Here is a 19,566-nt window from a genome sequence, read left to right on the forward strand (position 1 = left end):
GCGCAGGCCGTCGCCGCTGCCGCGCAGGCCGTCGCCGCTGCCGCGCAGGCCGTCGCCGCTGCCGCGCAGGCCGTCGCCGCTGCCGCGCAGGCCGTCGCCGCTGCCGCGCAGGCCGTCGCCGCTGCCGCGCAGGCCGTCGCCGCTGCCGTGCAGGCCGCTGCCGTGCGGTTCGCCGTCGCTCGGCCGCGGTCGGCGGTCGTGCCGCGGGGCGGGGGTCCCGGGCGCCCACTCCGACGCCCCACCGGGACCGGGCACCGGGCGGCGCAGGGCCGACCCGAGCAGGGAGGTCTCCTCGACGTCGCGGGCGGAGCGCGCGTTCGCGTGGACCGCGGGCCGCACGGCGAACCGCTCGCGCGGCTCGTCGGCTACGCGGCGTGGCACGGGCGGCGCGCCGCCCGCGACCGGCATCGCGACGTATCGCCGAGGCGCGGGGGGCTCGACGTGCTCGGGGCGGCGGAACGGTACCGGCACGGGACCGGTCGTGTCGTCGTGGTCGCGCCGGTCCGGCTGCGTGGCCGCGGCGGCCGGCCGCGGGACGGGCCGGAGGGCGGCGGGGGCCTTCTCCAGGGTCGGTGCCGACGGCGCCGGGGGCACGGCGTTGTCGTCGTCGGGGTGGTGCAGCCGGTAGAGGTGGGCGTACCCGGGGCTGGCGGCGAGTAGTTCCTCGTGGCTGCCGCGGGCGCTGATCGTGCCGTCCTCGACGTAGACGATCTCGTCGGCGTCGGTCACGGTGATCAGGTTGTGGGAGATGATCACCGTGGTGCGGCCGTCCATGAGGCGGCGCAGCGGTTCGAGGACGCGCCGGGTCGACTCGGCGTCGAGGCCGGTGGTGGGTTCGTCGAGGAGCAGGACGGGCGCGTCGCGGATCATGGCGCGGGCGATCGCGATGCGCTGGCGTTGCCCGCCGGAGAGCATGCGGCCGCGCTGGCCGATGCGGGTGTCGTAGCCGTCGGGCAGGCGCAGGACGAAGTCGTGGGCGTCGGCGGCCGCGGCGGCGGTGGCGACGTCCTCGTCGGTCGCGTCGGGGCGACCCCAGCGGATGTTGTCGGCGATGGAGCCGTCGAAGACGAGCGTCTCCTGGAGGACGGCGGTGATGTTGCGCCGCAGGTCGGTGAGGGTGAGGTCGCGCAGGTCGACGTCGTCGAGGGTGATCGTGCCCGCGTCGGGGTCGTAGGTGCGCAGCAGCAGCTTGGTGAGGGTGGACTTGCCGGCGCCGCTGGCGCCGACGACGGCGACCTTGGTGCCGGCGGCGATGTCGAGGTCGACGTCGTGGAGGGCGGTGAGGTCGGTGCCGGGGTAGCCGAACTCGAGGCCGGTGATCCGGATGTCGCCGCGGGCGCGGCCGATCCGCACGGGCTTCGCGGGTTCCTCGACGCCGGGCTTCGCGTCGAGGACCTCGATGATCCGCTCGGCGCTGGCGCTGGCGGCGAAGATCGAGTTGGTGAGCCCGGCGAAGCCTTGGACGGGGCCGTAGAGCTGGGAGATGTAGGCGAGGAAGACGAGCAGTCCGCCGAGGGTGATGCGGTTCTGGGACAGCTCCCAGACCCCGATGCCGATGACGACGAGGGTGCCGACGGACTCGACGAACGCGCTGATCGGGGAGAACAGGCCTTCGATCTTGATGGCGCGCATCTGGGCGCGGAAGTTGCCGAGGTTCTGGTCGCGGAAGCGGCGGCTCTCGTGGTCGGCGCGGTCGTAGGCCTGGACGAGGGCGACGTTGCCGAAGCTCTCCTCGGCGACGGCGCTGATGGATCCGGCGCGGCGGCGGCTCTCGCGGGCGGCGGACTGGATGCGCCGGGCGAAGGAGCGGGCGATGAGCAGGAAGATCGGGGCGGCGACGAGGGCGGCGAGGGTGAGCTGCCAGTTCAGGATGAACATGGCGCCGGCGTAGAAGACGATCTGGAAGCTGTAGGTCAGCGCCATGTTGACGCCGGACAGCATGAGCGCCTCGATGGAGGCGACGTCGCCGGTGAGGCGGGAGAGCAGGTCGCCGAGCTGCCGGCTCTCGAAGTAGCCGGTGGAGAGCCGGTGCATGTGGTCGAAGACCCGTTGGCGCAGGCCCATGACGAACTTCTCGCCGACCCATGCGGTCATGTACTCGTCGCCGAAGTTGATCAGGCCGCCGACGACGGTGATGGCGAGGAAGGCGCCCGCGACGAGCGGGAAGAGCCGGAAGTCCTGCGGGGTGATGATGTCGTCGATGAGGACCTTGAACAGGTAGATGTTCAGGGTGCCGAGCGCGGGTCCGACGGCGACGAGCAGGAGGCTGAGGAACATCCGCCCGCGGAAGGGCTTGGTGTCGGGCCAGAACCGCGTGAAGATGTGCCGGATCGGGACCTTGGCGGCCTCGCGGACGTCGGCGATGGAGCTGCGCTCGTAGGGCTCGTCGTCCTCGTCGTCGTGGCGGTCGTACCGGTCGCGGTCGTCGTCGCGGGCGGGTTGGCCGGGGGAGTCCCAGGAGTCGGGATCGTGCTCGTGATCAGGAGTTACGGGGGGCCGACGCGGCGGGGGTGTGCGTCCCTCGTCGGCGGTGGTGGACATCGACGATCTCCGATCATGCGGCGGCCCCGCGCCGCTGGGGCTTCGCGCGGGGCCGCCGGAACAGCTTCTCAGCCGTGCTGAGTCATACGTGCTGCTGGTCTCTGCTGGGGCGAGAGATCAGCGGCCGCAGTGCTCGCGGTGGCGGTCGCGCTTCGACTTGCGGCCACACGGGTCGTCGTGGTGCTGGTGGCGACGGCGGTGGTGGTGGTGACCGTGGCGGCGGTCGTCGTCACGGTCGTCGCAGTGCGACGGGGGCTTCGGCACGCAGTGCTTGATCGCCGGGACAGGCTTACGGATCGCCATCGACATTCCCTTCTTGTCGTGCAGCGCCCGATGGCGCCGCTGCTCACTCTCTCGTAATTCGTAGAGCGCCGTTTCAGATCACACATATGTTCACCTGGCTGACGGAGCAAGCCGAACGTGTCACCTGATGGTTTGACAACCCGATCGGCTGCGCGACGTGGGTGATGCGCACAGTGGTCAGAGTGTGGCCCGGCTGCGAACCTGGATTCGGGTATATGAGCTGCTCAGAACACATACTCGGGCGGCGGGCTGAGCCGGATCGGGTGCGGGTGGCCCAATGGCCCGAAAGGGTGAAACCGGGCCGGGTTGGCATCCGATCGGGGATCGTGCCGGAGCGCAAGGATGAAATGGTGCAGTGCAACTTTCTTCGCCCGGTGCCGTTGTTCATCCCTGTTCGGCGATTCCGTGAATGCGCTCTTTGGCAATGACGATGATGCCGGCGTCCAGGCGATCGTGCGAATCCTCGCATATACGGCGCACACGTGTGCGCCGAACGGCGCAACGGCCGGAACGGGTGTCAGCCGGCGTCGGCGAGCGCGGCGGCGGCGTCGGTGGCGCAGCCGCGGTGGCGCGCCAGCATCGTCGCGGCGACCAGGGGGTGGTCGCCGAGCGGCTCGGCGACGGTCACGTCGGGAGTGGCGGCGCGTGCGCGAGCCTCGACACGGTCGAGCAGCCGGCCGGGCGCGAGGAACCAGGGAAGGACGACGATCCGCTGCGCGCCAAGAGATCTCAGCCGGCCGATCGCGTCGTCGACGGTCGGTTCCGCCGAGGTCGCGAACGCCGCGACGGCGAGGGGCAGCCGGGCGGTGAGTGTGCGGACGACGTCGTTGGCGGACTCGTGGCTCGACCCTGCGGCGGCGAGCACGACGCCGGCGTGCGGGTCGCCGCTGCCGCCGGCGGCCTCGACGAGCCGGGCGCGGGCGGTGGCGAGCAGCGGGGCGGGATCGTCGCCCAGGACCGGCGACACGGCGACGCGCAGGTGCGGCAGCCGGGTCGTGGCGGCCTCGACGGCGGCGGGCACGTCGACGCGGGCGTGGTGGGCCGCGCCGAGCAGCAGGGGGACGACGACGGCGCGGCGGTGCCCGTCGGCGGCGACGGAGTGCAGCACGTCGGGCAGCCGGGGGGCGTTGAAGTCGAGGAACGACAGCCGGACGTCGAGGCCCGGGGCCTGCGCGGCGGCGGCCTGCACCAGCCGGTGCATGGTGGCGGCGGAGCGGCCGTCACGGCTGCCGTGCGCGACGGCGACGAGCGCGGGCTCAGACACCGGCGGCCAGGCCCCGGGCGCGCAGCACGCGGCGCTCGATCGGCCGGAACACCAGCAGCTCGATCCCGATGCCGACGACGAGGATGAGGGTGATCGCGGAGAACACCATGCTGATGTCGTTGAGGTCGCTGCCCTGTTTGAGGTAGGCGCCCAGACCGATGCCGAGCGCCGGCCCGGCGGCGATGATCTCGGCGGCCATCAGGGAGCGCCAGGAGAACGCCCAGCCCTGCTTGCAGCCGGCGAGGTAGCCGGGCAGGGCGGCGGGCAGCAGGATGTGCCGGGCGCTGGTCAGGCCGCGAGCGCCGAGGACCTGGCCCACACGCGGCAGGATCGGCGGGATCTGGTCGATGCCGGACACGAGCCCGTTCGCGATCGACGGGACGGACCCGGCGAGGACGACGAAGTAGATGGTGGCGTCGGTCAGCCCGAACCACAGCACCGCGGCCGGTACCCACGCGACCGACGGGAGGCTCTGCAGGCCCGAGAGCAGCGGCCCGATCGCCCGGCGCACCACCGTCACCTTGGCGACGAGCAGGCCCAGCGGTGTCGCGATGACGACCGCGGCGGCGAAGCCGAGGAACGCGCGGCTGATCGAGGTCCACAGGATCGTGAACACCTCGCCGGTGACGAGCCGGGACTCGACGGCCTGCCACACCGAGATCGGGGCCGGCAGCTGGAACTCGGGCCAGATCGCGGCCGCCCACAGGATCTGCCAGATCGCGATCGACAGGACGAGCGCGACGAGGGGCGGCAGGCCGACCACGACCGCCCGCCGCCACCACGGCGTCCGGGTGACGGTGGGGGTGTCGAGGGCGTCGAGGCCCGCGAGCTCGGCGGCGGCGTCGTCGCGGGTCGTGGGCGAGTCCTCGGTCAGCGACGTCTCAGGCGGCATGGCTCGCGATCACCTGACGGAGGCGGGAGGTGATGTCGTCGTGCAGGCGCTCCCCGGCGAGGCCGGTGCGGTCGGTCACGACCCACTCCGACACGACGGTGCCCGGGCGCGAGGACAGCAGGACGACGCGCTGCGCGAGCCGGACGGCTTCCCGGACGTCGTGGGTCACGAAGATCACGGTGGTGCCGGTGGCCTCCCAGACGCGCAGCAGCTCGCCCTGCAGCACGTCGCGGGTGATGGCGTCGAGGGCGGCGAACGGCTCGTCCATCAGCAGGACACCGCCGCCGGTGCCGTCGGGGCCGGTGGCCGCGGCCAGCGCGCGCGCCAGCGCGACGCGCTGGCGCATGCCGCCGGAGAGCTCGTGGGGACGCTTGTCGGCCAGGCCGTCGAGCCGCACCAGGCCGAGCAGCTCGGCGGCGCGCGCCCGCCGGGCCGACCGGGACAGCCCGGACAGCTGCAGCGGCAGCTCGACGTTGCGGCCCGCGGTCAGCCACGGGAGCAGCGCCGACTCCTGGAACATGAACGAGGGCGATCCGGCCGGGCGGACGAGCTCGCCCGAGGTGGGTTCGTCGAGCCCGGCGACGAGGTTGAGCAGCGTCGACTTGCCGCAGCCCGACGCGCCGAGCAGGCAGACGAACTCGCCGGCGGACACGTCGAGGTCGACCCCCTGCAGCGCGGTCACCGCGTCGCCACCGGTGCCGAACGTCTTGCCGATGCCGGTGAGCCGCACGGCGGTGGCCTGCGAGTCGGTGCCGGCGGTCGTGCCGGCGGCCGTGCTGGTGTGCGCGCTGGTGGTGGTGCTCATCCGGCGGTCGCCCTTCTGGTCCGTGGTGGTGGGGCCGGCTCCGTGGGGAGCCGGCCCCGGAGGGGAGGTCAGCCCGCGGGCTTGTCGAGGCCGGCCGCGTCGACCGCGGGCTTGCCCGCGGCCTGCAGGACCTTGTTGACGGCGGTCACGTCCAGGAAGCCCTGCAGGTTCGTCTCCTGCTTCTGGGCGCCCGCGGTCAAGCTGTCCTTCGCGAGCTGCGGGAACGTCGCCGCGAGCGGGTCGAGGCCGAAGGACAGCTCGCTGAATGCCCGCTCGACGACCGTGGGGGGCAGCGACGACCCCGTGAGCCGCTTGATCGAGTCGTTCGACGCCGTCTTCGCGCCCGCCGGGTCGCTCGCGATGTAGTCGATCGCCTTCTGCTCGCCGCGCAGCAGCGCCTCGACCGTCTCGGGGTGCTTGTCGAGGAAGTCGGTACGCACGATCAGCACGGTCGTCGGGAACTCGCCGTTCGGCCACAGGGTGCGCTCGTCGACGAGCACGCTCGCCCCGGCGTCGACCAGCCGTGAGCTCCACGGCTCCGGCAGCCACCCACCGGCGACCTGCCCGGTCTTGAACAGGTCCAGCGTCCGTGGGTTGTCCAGGTTCTGGACGGTCACCTTGTCGGCGCCCTCGCCGATCTCGAGGTTGTTGTCCTTGAGCCACTTCTTGAGCGCGACGTCCTGGGTGTTGCCCAGCTGCGGCGTGGCGATCGTCTTGCCCTTGAGCTGCTCGGGGCTCGTGATGTCCTTGGCGACGACGAGCTGCGCGCCGCCGGACGTGGACCCGGCGACGAGCCGGACGGCCTGGCCGTTGGACTTGGCGAACGCGTTGATGGCGGGGCTCGACCCGATGAACCCGGCGTCGAGCGAGCCACCGAGCAGCGCGTTGACCTCCTCGGGGCCCGCGTTGAACGTCTGTGTCGTGAGCTTCGTCGAGCCCAGCTCCTGGGCGATGTAGCCCTTGTCGACGCCGATCAGCGCGGGCGCGTGGGTGATGTTGGGGAAGTAGCCGAGCCGCAGCTCGGCGGCCGGCGACGTGGCGCCGCCGGTCCCGCCCGACCCGCTCGTGGGCGACTCCGCGGCCCGCGAACAGGAGGCCAGCACCCCGACCGCGGCGAGGGCGGCGAGGAGGGCGATGGGAACTCTGGAGCGCAGACGCATCGGAGCGGGATTCCTTCTTCTCGGTCGGGGGGTGGGGACTACGGGCCGGGTGTCGACGGCTCGCGGCTGGGCAGGTCGACCAGCACGAGCGGGTCGCCGACGAGGCCGGCGGCCAGGGTGTTGCCGGTGGGCGGGTCGATGAGCAGGAACCCGCCGGTGGCGCGGATGTCGGCGTAGTCGTCGACGGGCAGCGGGTCGGCGGTGCGCAGGGCGACCCGGCCGATGTCGTTGATCTGCAACGTCTCCGGCACGTTCAGGGCGAACGTGTCGGTGTCGAGGCGGTCGCGCAGCTCGCCGACGATCACCTGCGTGGTGCGGGTGCCGTGCTTGAGCAGCAGCCGCGCACCGGGGCGCAGCGGTTTCTCGGCGAGCCAGCAGAGGGTGGCGTCGAAGTCGTCGGTCACCCGGGGCGGCGCGCCCGCGGCGGCGATGACGTCGCCGCGGGAGAGGTCGATGTCGTCGGTGAGCAGGACTGTGACGCTGCGCCCCGCGGCGGCGGCCGCCAGCGGGCCGTCGGCGGTCTCGACCGACGCGACCGTGGTCCGGTGCCCGCCCGGGAGGACGACGACCTCGTCGCCGGGCCGGACCGTGCCGGAGGCGACCTGGCCGGCGTAGCCGCGGTAGTCGTGGAGTTCCTCGGTGCGCGGCCGGATCACGTACTGGACCGGGAGCCGGAACGGCGCGTCGGCCTCCGGGCCGGTGACCGGCACCGACTCCAGGTGTCCCAGCAGCGTCGGGCCCTCGTACCAGGGGGTGCGCGCGCTGCGCTCGACGACGTTGTCGCCGACCAGCGCCGACACCGGGATCGTGACGACGGCGTCGTCGGCGAAGCCCAGCGACCGGGCGAGCCCGGCGAACTCCTTGCCGATGGCCTCCAGGACGGCCTGGTCGTAGTCGACGAGGTCGATCTTGTTGATGGCCAGCACCAGGCGCGGCACCCGCAGCAGCGCGAGCACCGCGGCGTGGCGGCGGGTCTGCTCGACGACGCCGTGGCGGGCGTCGACCAGCAGCACCGCGAGCTCGGCCGTCGACGCCCCGGTCACCGTGTTGCGGGTGTACTGCACGTGCCCGGGGGTGTCGGCGAGGACGAACTCGCGGGTCGGCGTGCCGAAGTAGCGGTAGGCGACGTCGATGGTGATGCCCTGCTCGCGCTCGGCGCGCAGGCCGTCGACCAGCAGCGACAGGTCCGGCGTGCTCAGGCCCTTGTCGACCGAGGCGCGCTGCACGGCCTCGATCTGGTCGGCCAGCACCGACTTGGTGTCGTAGAGCAGGCGGCCCACCAGGGTGGACTTTCCGTCGTCGACGGACCCCGCCGTCGCGAACCGGAGAAGATCCTTACCCATCAGAAGTACCCCTCACGCTTGCGGTCCTCCATGGCTGCCTCCGACATGCGGTCGTCGGCGCGGGTGGCGCCGCGCTCGGTCAGCCGTGACGCGGTGACCTCGGCGATCACCTCGTCGAGCGTCGTGGCCGTCGACTCCACGGCGCCGGTGCACGACCCGTCGCCGACGGTGCGGTAGCGGACCGTCCGCAGCTCCAGGGCCTCGGTGCCGCGCGGGCCGCCCCACGGGCCCTCGGCCAGCCACATCCCGTCGCGGCGGAACACCTCGCGCTGGTGGGAGTAGTAGATCGACGGCAGCTCGATGCCCTCGCGCTGGATGTAGCGCCAGACGTCGAGCTCGGTCCAGTTGGAGATCGGGAAGACGCGGACGTGCTCGCCCGCGGCGTGCCGGCCGTTGTAGAGGTTCCACAGCTCGGGCCGCTGCTTGCGCGGGTCCCAGCGGCCGAACGCGTCGCGCAGGCTCATCACGCGCTCCTTGGCACGCGCCCGCTCCTCGTCGCGCCGCCCGCCGCCGAACACCGCGTCGAACTTCTTCTCGACGATCGTGTCGAGCAACGGGACGGTCTGCAGCGGGTTGCGGGTGCCGTCGGCGCGTTCGGTGAGCCGGCCGTCGTCGATCCAGTCCTGGACGTGCGCGACCTCCAGGCGAAGACCCAGCTTCTCGACGATCGCGTCGCGGAACTCGATGACCTCGGCGTAGTTGTGCCCGGTGTCGACGTGCAGCAGCGGGAACGGCACCGGCGCCGGCGCGAACGCCTTCACCGCGAGGTGCACCAGCAGCGTCGAGTCCTTGCCGCCGGAGAAGAGGATCACCGGCCGGTCGAACTCGCCGGCGACCTCCCGGAAGATGTGGATCGCCTCGGACTCGAGCGCGTCGAGGGCGTCGACCGTGGGCGCGGTCATCGGGCGACCTCGGAGGGGTGCAGCCCGCACTCGATCTTCGCCGTGCCGGCCCAGCGGCCGGACCGCGGATCGGCCCCCGGCAGCGGCTTCGCGGTGCAGGGCGCGCAGCCGATCGACGGGTACCCGGCGCCGACCAGCGGGTTCACCAGGATCCCGTGCTCGGCGATGTAGGCCTCCATGTCGTCGTCGCTCCACGCCGCGATCGGGTTGACCTTGACCAGCCCGAACTTCTCGTCGTAGGTGACCAGCGGGGTGTTCGCCCGGGTCGGGGCCTCGACCCGGCGCACGCCGGTGACCCACGCGTCGTAGCGGGCCAGGGTGTCCTCCAGCGGCGCGACCTTGCGCAGCGCGCAGCACTGGTTGGGGTCGCGGGCGAACAGGTCCTTGCCCCACGCCTCGTCCTGCGCGGGCACCGACTGCGCCGCCGCCGCGTTGACGATCCGCACGTCGTAGGTGGCCTCGACCGCGTCGCGGGTGCCGATCGTCTCCGCGAAGTGGTAGCCCGTCTCCAGGAACAGGATCTCCACGCCCGGCCGGGCCTTCGCCGCGAGGTCGACGAGCACCGCGTCCTGCATGTTCGACGCGACGATCAGCTTGTCGCCGAACGTCTGCGCCGCCCATGCGAGCACCTGCTCGGCGGTCGCGTCGCGGCCGAGCTCCTCGGCCCCGCGCTCGGCCAGCGCACGGAGGTCGGTCTCCGTCGCGACACTCACGACTTCGTCACTTCTGGGACCCCGATCCCGATCATCTTCACGGTGAAGGTGCGCAGGCAGTCGGCGCAGTACCACGCGCCCTGCGGCACCTTCTCGGTCTGTTCGGCGGGGCGGAGGTCCTCCTCGCCGCAGTACGGGCAGTAGAAGGGAACGGCCCGCTGGGTACCGCTCACCGGCCCTCCTCGCCGACGTCGGTCGGGCGCGTCCGCGGCGGTTGCCCCGCGCGCAACGGCGACCGTGCACGGTCGGTCACGTGAGGTCGCTCTCCTCGGCCCGCAGCACCCACTGCGCGAACCGCTCGCCCTCGGTGCGCTTCGCGACGAAGTTGCGCACCACACGCTCGACGTAGCCGCCCAGCTCGGCGCTGACGACCTTGTGGCCGCGCAGCTTCCGGCCGAAGCCGGAGTCGAGCCCGAGGCCGCCGCCCAGGTGGACCTGGAAGCCCTCGACCTGGTTGCCGGCCGAGTCGGTGACGATCTGGCCCTTCAGCCCGATGTCCGCGACCTGGGTGCGGGCACACGAGTTGGGGCAGCCGTTGAGGTGGATCGAGATCGGGACGTCGGGGTGGATGTCGGCGAGGCGCTTCTCCAGGTCCTCGACCAGCCGGATCGCCCGTTCCTTCGTCTCCACGATCGCGAGCTTGCAGAACTCGATTCCCGTGCACGCCATCGTCGAACGCCGCCACGGCGACGGGTCCGACTGCAGCCCCAGGCTGTCGAGGTTCGAGCGCAGCGACTCGACGGCCTCGTCGGGGACGTCGAGCACGACGATCTTCTGGTACGGGGTGAGCTTCAGCCGCCGCGAGCCGGCCGCCTCCACCGCCTTGGCCAGCGCGATCAGCGTGGTCCCCGACACCCGGCCCGATGCGGGCGCGACGCCGATGTAGTTGAGACCGTCGACCTGCTTGTGCACGCCGATGTGGTCGATCGGCCGCTCCGGGGTCGCGGGCGCCGGACCGTCGATCATCCTGCGGTGCAGGTACTCCTCCTCGAGGACCCGGCGGAACTCCTCGGCACCCCAGTCGGCGACGAGGAACTTCAGCCGGGCGCGGCTGCGCAGCCGCCGGTAGCCGTAGTCGCGGAACACCGAGATCACGCCGGCCCACACCTCGGGGACCTCGTCGATCGGGACCCAGGCGCCCAGCCGGACCGCGAGCTTCGGGTTGGTGGAGAGCCCGCCCCCGACCCACAGGTCGAACCCGGGGCCGTGCTCGGGGTGCACCGAACCGATGAAGGCGATGTCGTTGACCTCGTGCGCCACGTCCTGCTGGCCCGAGATCGCCGTCTTGAACTTGCGCGGCAGGTTGGAGAACGCGGGGTCGCCGACGTACTTCTCGCGGATCGCGAAGATCGCCGGGTCACCGTTGATGGGCTCGTCGGCTGCGATCCCCGCGACGGGTGAGCCGAGGAACGCACGTGGGGTGTCGCCGCAGGCCTCCGTCGTGACCAGGTCGACCGCCTCGAGCCGGCGCCACACCTCGGGGATGTCCTCGATGCGCAGCCAGTGGTACTGGATGTTGTTGCGGTCGGTGACGTCGGCGGTGTCGCGGGCGAACTCCTGCGAGACCTCACCGAGGACGCGCAGCTGCTCGGTGGTGAGGCCGCCGCCGTCGACGCGCACGCGCATCATGAAGTACTCGTCGTCGAGCTCCTCGGGCTCCAGCGCCGCGGTGCGGCCGCCGTCGATCCCGGGCTTGCGCTGCGTGTAGAGGCCCCACCAGCGCATCCGGCCGCGCAGGTCGGACGGGTCGATCGAGTCGAACCCCTGCTTGGAGTAGACGTTCTCGATGCGCGCGCGCACGTTGAGACCGTCGTCGTCGCGTTTGAAGCGCTCGTTCGGGTTCAGCGGCTCACGATGGCCGAGCTTCCACTGGCCCTCGCCGCGCTTGGGGCGGGCAGGGGACTTCGAGGGCGGGGTGGTGGGGGGCAATTCGGGGCCTCCGGATGACGGCACGGCTCACCGCGACACCGGAAGCAGTTCCGACCATGAACGAGGCGCTCGTCCACGACCGGGTTCCGGGCACAGCTCACCCTGCGCCAGGAAATCGGTCCGTGGACGGGTTCGGCGCGGGATCAGACCGCAAACCGACAAATGGCGCTGGTGACCCGTTGCAGATCGACGTGGCGACGGGCCACGAGCCGCAAGGTCAGCGCATTCACCCCGTCAGGTTGCCATGTCCGGACCCGTACGACCAACAGCCTTCTACGTCATGAGAGTCACCTCGGCAATTGTCCGGACACTTCGGTGGAACTGGACCGCGGACCGGGAGAGGTTCGGACAACGCCCCGTGGGACAGCAGGTCGCCGCGTCCGCGGCGTCCGGCGGCTCGGGCCCCGGGGCGGTCCCGGCGTCGTTCGGAGGCGGCTCCGTCGTGCTCCCGGCGGCGCTGCACCTCGACGCCCAGCCCCCCCGACGTGTCACCAGCGCTGGGGGAGCGCCCTGGTGGCACGTTCGATGTGGTGCCTGCCGGGCTGACCGTGTCCGCCGCGGGCGGGGACGCCGTCGCCACGGAGCCGGCCGCCGTGCTCGCCGGCCAACGCACCGTCGACGGGCTGCTCGCCGCCGCACGACGCGACCTCACCGCCGAGACGACCGCCTGCGCGTCGGTACTCGCGGCGACCACCGCCGACCGACCGCGGCGGTGTTCGTGACCGGTGGCGGGACGACCGTCCCGGTCGCGGCGCACTCGACCGCGACGCAGCTCGCGATCTGCCAGGACTCGACGCTGCTGGTGCACCGCCCCGAGCCCGCCGAGCCCCCCGCGCCTCGGCGACTGTCGTCCCGACTCCACTCGCGCCTCGACGTAGCCGACGACCCGCGCGCCGAGCTCGGCGGCCGGGAGCGGGAGGGCGACCAGGTCGTGCTCGCCGACCTGTCCCGGCCGCTCCCGGCCGGCGGCACCGCGGGCCTGCGGACCCTGGGCGGCGGAGGCGGTGGCGGCGGGAGCACGGGCGGCTAACCTCGACGGAGTGCCCGTCCCCGAGTCCTCGACGCCGTTCGGCGTGTACGTCCACGTGCCGTTCTGCGCCTCACGCTGCGGGTACTGCGACTTCAACACCTACACCGCCGACGAGCTGTCCGGCTCCGGCTCGGGCACCTCGCCCGACGGCTGGCTCGACGCCGTGCGCCGCGAGCTCGCGGGCGCGGCCGAGGTGGTGGGGGAGCGGCCCGTCGACACCGTGTTCGTCGGGGGTGGGACGCCGTCGCTGATCGGGGCGGCGCGTCTCGGTGCGGTGCTCGACGCGATCCGCGCCGAGTTCGGTCTCGCCCCCGGCGCCGAGGTGACGACGGAGTCCAACCCGGAGTCGACGTCGCCGGAGTTCTTCGCGGGGCTCGTCGAGGCCGGGTACACGCGGGTGTCGCTGGGCATGCAGTCGGCGGCGCCGCACGTGCTGCGGATCCTCGACCGCCGCCACACCCCGGGTCGCGCGGTCGCCGCGGCGAAGGAGGCCCGCGCCGCCGGGATCGGGCACGTCAACCTGGACCTCATCTACTCGACGCCGGGCGAGACCGACGACGACCTGCGCGCCTCCCTCGACGCGGTCATGTCCGCCGAGGTCGACCATGTGTCGGCGTACTCGCTGATCGTCGAGGACGGGACGGCGCTGGCCCGGCGGGTGCGTCGCGGGGAGCTGGCCGCCCCCGACGACGATGTCGCCGCCGCCCGGTACGAGATCATCGACGACACCCTGTCGGCGGCGGGTCTGCGCTGGTACGAGGTGTCCAACTGGGCTGCCGACGACGCCGCGGCCTGCCGGCACAACCTCGGCTACTGGCTCGACGGCGACTGGTGGGGAGCCGGCCCCGGGGCGCACTCGCACCTGGGTGGGCGGCGTTGGTGGAACGTGAAGCACCCGGCCCGGTACGCGGCGATGCTGGCCGCGGGGGAGGCCCCGGAGGCGGGCCACGAGCTCCTCGGACCGGACGAGCAGTCGACGGAGCGCGTCATGCTGCGGCTGCGCCTGGCAACTGGACTCGACCTGGACCTCCTCGACGCCCCGGGCCGCGAGGCCGCCCGCCGCGCCGCCACGGAGGGCCTGCTCGACGGGGACGCACTGGGCGCCGGTCGCGCAGTGCTGACGCGCCGCGGCCGCCTGCTGGCCGACCGCGTCGTCACCGACCTGCTGACGGCAGTTCCCGCATGACCGCACCCCCTGCCCGTCACCCCCGCAGGGCCACCCCGTGAGTCCTCGGCGGCGGCTGCTGGTCGCGGCGCTCGTGCTCGTGGTCGTCGCCGTCGGGGTGATCGTCGGGGTGCGCGTGTCCGGTGGTCCCGGCCTGCCGCTGCCCGGCACCCGGCCCGCCGACGACCGGCCCGGCCCCGTGCTGCTGGTCCCGGGTTACGGGGGCAGCCGGGCGTCGTTGCAGGTGCTGGCCCGCCGGATCGAGGCGACCGGCCGGCAGGCGACGGTGCTGACGCTGGTCGGTGACGGCACGGGTGACCTGTCGGCGCAGGTCACGGTCCTGGACCGGGCGGTCGACGACGCGCTCGCGGCCGGCGCGCCGTCGGTGGACGTGGTCGGGTACTCGGCGGGGGGCGTCGTGACGGCGTTGTGGCTGGCGCGTGACGACGGGGCGGCGAAGGCCCGCCGTGTGGTCACGCTGGGGGCGCCGCTGCACGGTACGACGTTGGCGACGGCGGGTGCGAGCCTGGCTCCGGACGCGTGCCCGGTGGCGTGCCGGCAGCTGGTGCCGGGGTCGCCGGAGCTGACGGAGATCGAGCGGGCGGAGGTCGGTGGCGAGCTGCCGTGGCTGTCGTTGTGGACGACCGACGACGACACGGTCACCCCGCCGGAGTCGGCGCGCCTGGCGGGGGCGTTGGACACGTCGGTGCAGGCGGTGTGCGCGGGGGCGCGGGTGACGCATTCGGGTCTGCCGACGGACCCGCTGGTGACGGGCGCGGTGCTGCGCGCGCTGGGCACGACACCGCTGACGGTGCCGGGCCCGCCCGACTGCGCGACCCTCCGCGGCGCGGGACGGGGCTAGGAGGTCACGTCCTTGGTCGTGAAGTTCGCCCAGGCCGCGCCGAAGGCGACGAGGATCCAGCCGAGCTGGACCTCCACACCGGTGCGGACGGCGTCGAGCAGCGGCGGGTCGCGGAACAGGTCGATCCAGGCGAGCCAGTGCTGTGTCGGCAGGAAGGTGCGGACGGCCTCGGCGGCGTCGAGGGGTTGCAGGGCCGCGCTGGTGACGACGACGGCGAGGACCCCGAGGGCGGCGGCGAGGGGGGAGTCGGTGAGTGTGGAGAAGAAGATGCCGACGGCGCCGAGGGTGAGCATGCACAGCGCGAGGTAGCCGACGGTGCCGGCGGTGCGCCCGGCGAGCTGCAGCGGGGTGAGGGTGGCCCCGGACAGCGAGGTGATGCCGCCCCCGCCGAGCTCGGCGCCGGGCCCGAACCCGAACGCGAGGACGCCCACGACGTAGGACGTGACGGTCACGAGCAGAACGGCGAGCAGTGTGAAGGCGGCGACGGAGACGAGCTTGGCCACCAGCAGTTTCAGCCTGCCGACGGGACGGACCAGCAGGTAGCGCAGCGTTCCCGCGGCGGCCTCGCCCGCGACGGCGTCGCCGGAGACGATGGCGACGGTGATCGGCAGGAACACGGGCAGGACGAGGGCGAGGGCGGCGGCGGGGAACAGCTGCCCGTCGGACAGCACGGCGGACAGGAAGGCGCCGCCGCGCCCGGGTGGGGGCGCGAGGCGGGTGGTGGCGAGCAGCACGGCGACGACGGTGGGCAGCAGGCACAGCAGCGCCCAGCACAGCCACACGCGCCGTCTGCGCAGCATGAGGACGAGTTCGGTGGCGATCATCGGTGCCCCTCGAACCGGTCGTCGCCGCTGCCGGTCACGTCGAGGACGACGTCCTCCAGGGTGCGCCGTTCCCGGTCGATCGCGGTGATCGGCACCCCGGCGCCGACGAGGAGTGCGTTGAGCTCGGCGGGGTCGTCGCCGCGGACGGTGAGCAGGTCGTGGTCGCGCGCCTCGACGCGCCCGTCGAGGAGGGCGAGCGCGGCGTCGGGGGCGGGGGTGCGGACGCGGATGCGGCCGGTGGGGGCGCGCAGCGAGGCGAGGTCGTCGGCGAGGACGAGCCGGCCCGCGTCCATGATGCCGACGCGCGTGCACAGCGCCTCGACCTCGGTGAGCAGGTGGCTGGAGAGGACGACGGTGGTCCCGGCGGCGTTGAGGGCGACGAGCAGGTCGCGCATCTCGTGGATGCCGCGGGGGTCGAGGCCGTTGGTGGGTTCGTCGAGCAGCAGCAGCCGCGGGGCGCGCAGGAGGGCGGCGGCGATGCCGAGGCGCTGGCGCATGCCCAGCGAGTAGGCCTTGACGGGGCGGCGGTCGATCCCGGCGAGCCCGACGCGCTCCAGCGCCTCGTCGACGCGCCGGCGCCGGTCGCGGCGCCGCCCGCCGGGCCCGGCGGCGTCGAGCAGGCGCAGGTTGGCCCGCCCGGACAGGTGTCCCCACGCGGCGGGTCCTTCGACGAGCGCGCCCACCTGGGGCAGGACGGTGGCGGCGCGCCGGGGCATCGGCTCGCCGAGGACGGTGGCGGTGCCGGAGGTGGCGTGGACGAGGCCGAGCAGCATCCGCACGAGCGTCGTCTTCCCGGACCCGTTGGGGCCCAGCAGGCCGAACCGCACACCGGCGGGGACGTAGAGGTCGACGTGGTCGACGGCGACGACGCGGCCGAACCGTTTCGTCAGCCCCGATGTGGTGATGACGGGCTCGGTCACGGGGCCCTCCCCGACAGTTCGGTCACGGCTTCGGTGAGGACCGCGGGCGACACGGTGCCGACGAGCAGCGCCCCGCGCCGCCCGCCTGCCCGGATGACGACCGACAGCAGGGGCGTCGACACGGCGACGGCGCGCCCGTTCGGCACGGTGACGGGCACCCCGCCCGCGGCCGCGGCGCCGTCGACGGCCTGGGCGGCGATCCGGCCGGTCACCGGGACCAGCACGAACCCGCCCAGCCCGGTGCCGTAGACGCCGATGCCGGGCAGGTCGGGGAACCGCGGGAGCCGTCCGCGTCCCGCGAGCCGGCCCGGGGGTGCCGAGGGGCCGAGGACGCGCAGTGCGCCGGTGAGGTCGGTGGCGGCCACCTCGGCGGCGGTGCCGCCGGGGGGCAAGGTGGGGACGAGGACGTCGTCGGCCGGGGCGGTCAGGTCGACCGAGGTCAGCTCGCTGATCAGGACGGGTCTCGCGGGGTCGGTGCGGCCGGAGATCTCGACGCGCAACGGCAGCCCACCGGTGGCGTCGGCCCAGATGTCGACGTGCGCGACCGTGGTGTCGGGGTCGGCGGGGGAGACGCGGATGCCCGCCGCCGTCCGCCCGGCGACGCGGCGGTCGGGCAGTGCCTCGACGGGGTCGTCGGGGGCGGCGGCGAGGATGCGCCGGGCCAGGTCGGGTGGCAGCAGGTCGGCGGCGCGGGGCAGCCGCAGCGACGTCGTCCCGACGATCCGGGTGAGGCGCTGGGACCCGAAGTCCCACAGCGACTCCACGCCGTCGAGGTGGTAGATGTCGCGTTCGCCGGCGGCGGTGAGCTCGTCGACGCGCCAGCGTTGCGGGCCGGCGTGGAACGCCCGGATCCGGGTCGTGCCGGTGAACAGCGCGGTGGCCTGTTCGAGCGGGGGGAGGTCGGGCAGGCCGAGGCGTCCCGACGTCTCGGCGAGCCCGGTGTAGGGCTGGGTGGCCGAGGCCCGGATGCGGTCGCGCAGCACCTCGGGGTCGGGGGCGCCGCTCGCGGGGGCGGGCCACGGGACCGTGCCGGCCGCCACGAGCGCGGCGGCTCCGGCGCTGACGAGCAGCGCCCGACGGCTCAGCGAGCGACGTCCCCCCGCGGTCACGTGTCCGACGCTGCCACAGCGCGCGTCGGTTGTGGGTGAACAGTCAGTTCCGCAGGTACGCGCGGCCTCGCGGGGAGAGGCAGTAGCCGACGGGCAGGCTCTCGGTCAGCCCCAGCTCCTTGAGCTTGCGGACGTCACGCTTGTACGGCAGCGTCTCGCGGCCCATCCGCTCGGCCAGGTCGGGTGCGCGGACCTCGGGGTTCTCCGCGATCATCGTGAGCGTGGCGGCCGTCCACGGCCCGGAGGGCGACGTGGCGTCCATCCGGGCGAGGCGGGCGTCGAGGGCGGCGCGGGCGTCGTCGTCGATGTCGTCGTCGGCGCGCAGCGCGATCCGCGGGTCCTCCCCGGCGAGCCGCAGGTCGACGCGGAACACCTCGCCCGCCGGACGCTTCGCCAGCTCGCGGTGCAGTGCGGCGGCGTCGTCGACCCCGGCGGCGCGGGCGTCGGCATCGGTGAGGGTGTTCTCGTCGACGGTGCCGACGGCCGTGACCTCCAGCACCCCGACGGCCGTCCGCAGCCGGGCGCCGGCCTTCACCCGGGGCCGGTCCCACCGGCGGTAGGCCCGCGTGACGCGGCCGGCGGCGATCGCGTCGAGGACCGGACGGCGCAGCAGCACGGTGCCCAGTGTGCCGCGTCCTGTGGGACGGGTCACCGCAGCCGGTGCCGGGTGTTCTGTCGACCTCCCTATCCGCGACGGACGACCTAGACTGGAAACGACGGACGAGTGGGACCAGGGGGAGGTGGCGGTGAACGCCGATGAACGGCGCTTCGCGGTGTTGCAGGCCATCGTCGCCGACTACGTATCGACGCAGGAGCCGGTCGCGTCGCGCACGATCGTCGAGCGGCACAACCTGGGTGTGTCGAGCGCGACCGTCCGCAACGACATGGCGGTCCTCGAGGAGGACGGGCTGATCGCCCAGCCCCACACCAGCGCCGGGCGGATCCCCACCGACAAGGGCTACCGCCTGTTCGTCGACAAGATCGCCGAGGTCAAGCCGTTGTCGAGCGCCGAGCGCCGCGCGGTGCAGACGTTCCTCGACGGTGCGGTCGATCTCGACGACGTGCTGCGCCGCAGCGTGCGGCTCCTCGCGCAGCTGACGCGGCAGGTCGCCGTCGTCCAGTACCCGACGCTGACCCGCTCCACGGTCCGTCATCTCGAGGTCGTCGCGCTCTCACCCGCCCGGCTGATGCTGGTGCTGATCACCGACTCCGGGCGGGTCGACCAGCGCGTCGTCGACCTCGGCGACGTCCTGTCCGACGACGACGTCGCCGCGATCCGCACCCACCTCAACGCCGCGCTCGTCGGCTGTCCGCTGTCGGCGGCGTCGGTGGCCGTCGCCGAGCTCCCCGACAAGGTGCCCGCCGAGCTGCGCGACGTCGTCGTGACGTTGTCGACGGTCCTGATCGAGACGCTCGTCGAGCATCCCGAGGAGCGGCTGGTGCTGGGCGGCACCGCGAACCTGACCCGCAACGTCGCCGACTTCCCCGGTTCGCTGCGCCAGGTGCTGGAGGCGCTGGAGGAGCAGGTCGTCGTGCTGAAGCTGCTGGCCGCGGCGCAGGACCCCGGCCTGGTCACGGTGCGCATCGGCGAGGAGAACGAGGTGGAGGACCTGCGCGCCACCTCGGTCGTGTCCATCGGCTACGGCGCGGGCACCATCCTGGGCGGGATGGGCGTGCTCGGACCGACGCGGATGGACTACCCCGGCACGATCGCGGCGGTGCACGCCGTCGCCCGCTACGTGGGTGACATCCTGTCGGGGAAGTGAACCTCGCGGGGTTGAGCCTGCCCGGCTCGACTTCCGTG

The 19,566-nt window shown here is 73.4% G+C and carries 21 protein-coding genes; 5 read left to right on the top strand and 16 right to left on the bottom strand.

Translation table 11 applies throughout. The annotated features are described in order from the left end of the window. The 12 genes from AB7F12_RS21545 to AB7F12_RS21600 all read right to left on the bottom strand — a co-directional run. On the bottom strand, positions 1 to 2,541 hold a 2,541-nt coding region (locus tag AB7F12_RS21545; RefSeq protein WP_428516797.1), incomplete at its 3' end, for an ABC transporter transmembrane domain-containing protein. A gap of 117 nt (positions 2,542 to 2,658) precedes the next feature. Beyond that, positions 2,659 to 2,844 carry a hypothetical protein gene (locus AB7F12_RS21550; protein WP_428496993.1) on the bottom strand — a complete coding sequence of 62 codons (186 nt, stop codon included), beginning with the start codon at positions 2,842 to 2,844 and terminating at the stop codon, positions 2,659 to 2,661. 517 nt (positions 2,845 to 3,361) lie between these two features. Beyond that, positions 3,362 to 4,108 carry a sirohydrochlorin chelatase gene (locus tag AB7F12_RS21555; RefSeq protein WP_428496994.1) on the bottom strand — a complete coding sequence of 249 codons (747 nt, stop codon included), beginning with the start codon at positions 4,106 to 4,108 and terminating at the stop codon, positions 3,362 to 3,364. Beyond that, the gene (locus tag AB7F12_RS21560; protein ID WP_428496995.1) at positions 4,101 to 5,000 is read right to left on the bottom strand and encodes an ABC transporter permease; all 900 of its coding nucleotides are present in this window, start codon (positions 4,998 to 5,000) and stop codon (positions 4,101 to 4,103) included. Before AB7F12_RS21560 ends, AB7F12_RS21555 begins: the two co-directional genes overlap by 8 nt. Further along, positions 4,990 to 5,805, bottom strand: coding sequence for an ABC transporter ATP-binding protein (locus tag AB7F12_RS21565; RefSeq protein WP_428496996.1), 816 nt, complete (start codon positions 5,803 to 5,805; stop codon positions 4,990 to 4,992). Before AB7F12_RS21565 ends, AB7F12_RS21560 begins: the two co-directional genes overlap by 11 nt. Positions 5,806 to 5,873: 68 nt before the next feature. Beyond that, entirely contained in the window at positions 5,874 to 6,965 is a 1,092-nt protein-coding gene (locus AB7F12_RS21570; RefSeq protein ID WP_428496997.1) for an ABC transporter substrate-binding protein, read from the bottom strand. Positions 6,966 to 7,003: 38 nt separating this feature from the next. Next, positions 7,004 to 8,308 carry a sulfate adenylyltransferase subunit 1 gene (locus AB7F12_RS21575; protein WP_428496998.1) on the bottom strand — a complete coding sequence of 435 codons (1,305 nt, stop codon included), beginning with the start codon at positions 8,306 to 8,308 and terminating at the stop codon, positions 7,004 to 7,006. Then, positions 8,308 to 9,210, bottom strand: a complete 903-nt coding sequence (gene cysD / locus AB7F12_RS21580; protein ID WP_428496999.1) for a sulfate adenylyltransferase subunit CysD — start codon at positions 9,208 to 9,210, stop codon at positions 8,308 to 8,310. The genes AB7F12_RS21575 and cysD overlap by 1 nt, the downstream gene beginning before the upstream one ends. Next, positions 9,207 to 9,923: a phosphoadenylyl-sulfate reductase gene (locus AB7F12_RS21585; RefSeq protein ID WP_428497000.1), complete on the bottom strand. Its 717-nt coding sequence runs from the start codon at positions 9,921 to 9,923 to the stop codon at positions 9,207 to 9,209. The genes cysD and AB7F12_RS21585 overlap by 4 nt, the downstream gene beginning before the upstream one ends. After that, on the bottom strand, positions 9,920 to 10,096 hold the full coding sequence (locus AB7F12_RS21590; protein WP_428497001.1) for an Insertion element protein: 177 nt from the start codon (positions 10,094 to 10,096) through the stop codon (positions 9,920 to 9,922). The genes AB7F12_RS21585 and AB7F12_RS21590 overlap by 4 nt, the downstream gene beginning before the upstream one ends. A 76-nt stretch (positions 10,097 to 10,172) precedes the next feature. Further along, a complete protein-coding gene (locus AB7F12_RS21595) occupies positions 10,173 to 11,852 on the bottom strand; it encodes a nitrite/sulfite reductase (protein ID WP_428497002.1) in 1,680 nt (559 codons plus the stop codon). 143 nt (positions 11,853 to 11,995) lie between these two features. Continuing rightward, positions 11,996 to 12,082, bottom strand: coding sequence for a putative leader peptide (locus tag AB7F12_RS21600; RefSeq protein WP_428497082.1), 87 nt, complete (start codon positions 12,080 to 12,082; stop codon positions 11,996 to 11,998). Positions 12,083 to 12,382: 300 nt separating this feature from the next. On the opposite strand from AB7F12_RS21600, the gene AB7F12_RS21605 reads away from it, so the two are divergent. The 4 genes from AB7F12_RS21605 to AB7F12_RS21620 are packed head-to-tail and all read left to right on the top strand — an operon-like array spanning position 12,383 to position 14,909. Further along, complete coding sequence (locus AB7F12_RS21605; RefSeq protein WP_428497003.1) at positions 12,383 to 12,574, top strand: hypothetical protein; 192 nt, start codon at positions 12,383 to 12,385, stop codon at positions 12,572 to 12,574. Continuing rightward, entirely contained in the window at positions 12,565 to 12,882 is a 318-nt protein-coding gene (locus AB7F12_RS21610) for a hypothetical protein (protein ID WP_428497004.1), read from the top strand. Before AB7F12_RS21605 ends, AB7F12_RS21610 begins: the two co-directional genes overlap by 10 nt. 10 nt (positions 12,883 to 12,892) lie before the next feature. Beyond that, entirely contained in the window at positions 12,893 to 14,068 is a 1,176-nt protein-coding gene (gene hemW / locus AB7F12_RS21615; protein WP_428497005.1) for a radical SAM family heme chaperone HemW, read from the top strand. Positions 14,069 to 14,105: 37 nt separating this feature from the next. Then, complete coding sequence (locus AB7F12_RS21620; protein ID WP_428497006.1) at positions 14,106 to 14,909, top strand: esterase/lipase family protein; 804 nt, start codon at positions 14,106 to 14,108, stop codon at positions 14,907 to 14,909. Here the strand turns inward: AB7F12_RS21620 and AB7F12_RS21625 are convergent. From AB7F12_RS21625 to AB7F12_RS21640, 4 genes are read right to left on the bottom strand one after another with little or no spacing between them, the layout of a single operon-like run. Further along, positions 14,906 to 15,733: an ABC transporter permease gene (locus AB7F12_RS21625; protein WP_428516799.1), complete on the bottom strand. Its 828-nt coding sequence runs from the start codon at positions 15,731 to 15,733 to the stop codon at positions 14,906 to 14,908. The genes AB7F12_RS21620 and AB7F12_RS21625 overlap by 4 nt on opposite strands. Beyond that, the gene (locus AB7F12_RS21630) at positions 15,730 to 16,653 is read right to left on the bottom strand and encodes an ATP-binding cassette domain-containing protein (RefSeq protein ID WP_428497008.1); all 924 of its coding nucleotides are present in this window, start codon (positions 16,651 to 16,653) and stop codon (positions 15,730 to 15,732) included. The genes AB7F12_RS21625 and AB7F12_RS21630 overlap by 4 nt, the downstream gene beginning before the upstream one ends. Next, the gene (locus AB7F12_RS21635; protein ID WP_428497009.1) at positions 16,650 to 17,762 is read right to left on the bottom strand and encodes a hypothetical protein; all 1,113 of its coding nucleotides are present in this window, start codon (positions 17,760 to 17,762) and stop codon (positions 16,650 to 16,652) included. Before AB7F12_RS21635 ends, AB7F12_RS21630 begins: the two co-directional genes overlap by 4 nt. 43 nt (positions 17,763 to 17,805) lie before the next feature. Then, complete coding sequence (locus tag AB7F12_RS21640; protein WP_428497010.1) at positions 17,806 to 18,378, bottom strand: hypothetical protein; 573 nt, start codon at positions 18,376 to 18,378, stop codon at positions 17,806 to 17,808. A gap of 130 nt (positions 18,379 to 18,508) precedes the next feature. On the opposite strand from AB7F12_RS21640, the gene hrcA reads away from it, so the two are divergent. After that, a complete protein-coding gene (gene hrcA / locus AB7F12_RS21645) occupies positions 18,509 to 19,528 on the top strand; it encodes a heat-inducible transcriptional repressor HrcA (protein ID WP_428497011.1) in 1,020 nt (339 codons plus the stop codon). The last annotated feature ends 38 nt before the right edge of the window (positions 19,529 to 19,566 follow it).

The organism is Pseudonocardia sp., from assembly GCF_050250275.1.
In the GTDB taxonomy this organism is placed as follows: domain Bacteria; phylum Actinomycetota; class Actinomycetes; order Mycobacteriales; family Pseudonocardiaceae; genus Pseudonocardia.

Bases quoted from the DNA above. Each gene is read 5' to 3' on its own strand.
- AB7F12_RS21565 (WP_428496996.1), bottom strand. From the start codon at position 5,805: ATGAGCACCACCACCAGCGCGCACACCAGCACGGCCGCCGGCACGACC.
- AB7F12_RS21575 (WP_428496998.1), bottom strand. From the start codon at position 8,308: ATGGGTAAGGATCTTCTCCGGTTCGCGACGGCGGGGTCCGTCGACGAC.
- AB7F12_RS21570 (WP_428496997.1), bottom strand. From the start codon at position 6,965: ATGCGTCTGCGCTCCAGAGTTCCCATCGCCCTCCTCGCCGCCCTCGCC.
- cysD (WP_428496999.1), bottom strand. From the start codon at position 9,210: ATGACCGCGCCCACGGTCGACGCCCTCGACGCGCTCGAGTCCGAGGCG.
- AB7F12_RS21560 (WP_428496995.1), bottom strand. From the start codon at position 5,000: ATGCCGCCTGAGACGTCGCTGACCGAGGACTCGCCCACGACCCGCGAC.
- AB7F12_RS21550 (WP_428496993.1), bottom strand. From the start codon at position 2,844: ATGGCGATCCGTAAGCCTGTCCCGGCGATCAAGCACTGCGTGCCGAAG.
- AB7F12_RS21625 (WP_428516799.1), bottom strand. From the start codon at position 15,733: ATGATCGCCACCGAACTCGTCCTCATGCTGCGCAGACGGCGCGTGTGG.